The 1,113-nt window shown below is 41.5% G+C and carries 1 protein-coding gene; it reads left to right on the top strand.

Features of this window, described 5'->3' with window-relative positions; all coding sequences use genetic code 11:
- A partial coding sequence (gene iscB / locus F6K53_RS44670) for an RNA-guided endonuclease IscB (RefSeq protein ID WP_293087463.1) occupies positions 1-1,026 on the top strand: 1,026 nt, incomplete at its 5' end.
- Between the last annotated feature and the right edge of the window lie 87 nt (positions 1,027-1,113).

Below are 1,113 nucleotides of genomic sequence, written 5' to 3'. Positions count from 1 at the left end.
TCAATGGAGCTAGAACACAGAGGAGGATTAATTAAGAAAAAACTAGAGTCTAGAAGCTCTGTAAGGCGTGGGAGACGTAACCGAAACACCCGCTATAGAAAACCCAGGTTCCTTAACCGTAAGCGTCCAGAGGGATGGCTTACCCCTAGTCTAGAACACAGAATTTTGACTACCCAGACTTGGGTGAAACGATTGATTAAATTCTGCCCAGTTAACGAAATTTGGGTTGAAAGAGTTAAGTTTGATGCCCAAAAAATGCAGAATCCTGAAATCAGTGGTATTCAGTACCAGCAAGGAGAACTAGCTGGGTATGAGGTTAGAGAGTATTTACTCGAAAAATGGGGAAGGGAATGCACTTACTGTGGGAAAAAATCAGTTCCATTGCAGATTGAACACATTTATCCAAAATCCAAAGGAGGAAGTGAACGTGTAAGTAATCTTTGCTTGGCTTGTGAAAAGTGCAATCAACGCAAAGGGAACAAACCTATAGAGGACTTTCTGAAAAAGAAGCCAAGCCTACTTCAAAAAATCAAAACCAAAGCGCTTTCGCCATTAAAAGATGCGGCGGCGGTGAATACAACTCGGAACAAGCTAGTTAAAGTACTTCAAAAGACGAAACCTGTGGTTACTGGAACGGGAGCACAGACTAAGTACAACCGGACTAAATTAGGATTTCCTAAGGAACATTGGATCGATGCTGCTTGTGTTGGGAACATTGAGGCTTTGACTTTGAAAACCTTTCAACCGCTTCTGGTTACTTGTAAAGGACAAGGAGGCAGACAAAAAGCAGCACTCAATAAGTACGGCTACCCGATCAGACATAATCCGTTGAGGCCAATCAAAGGTTGGTGTAGTGGAGACATAGCTAAAAACATCTTGACCGGAAAGTTTGGGAGAGTTAACCCTAGGAGCAAAAGTAATTCATTTAATTACACGGTTCCAGGGGAAAAGGCAATAAGCTTGCACGTCAAAAACTTAGTTAGGATTCACAGGAAAGATGGTTATACTTACGGATTTTGCCAGTAAATACCAGGGTAGTGCTAAACAAGTAATGATGCATTGTAGTAATGCACAAAATACCAAATTGCACCAATATGGTTCTCAAGAGACTTG

It is taken from the genome of Moorena sp. SIO4A1, from assembly GCF_010672065.1.
GTDB lineage: Bacteria > Cyanobacteriota > Cyanobacteriia > Cyanobacteriales > Coleofasciculaceae > Moorena.
Note: the sequence above shows the minus strand (reverse complement) of the source record. Positions and strands in the feature narration are given on the sequence as shown.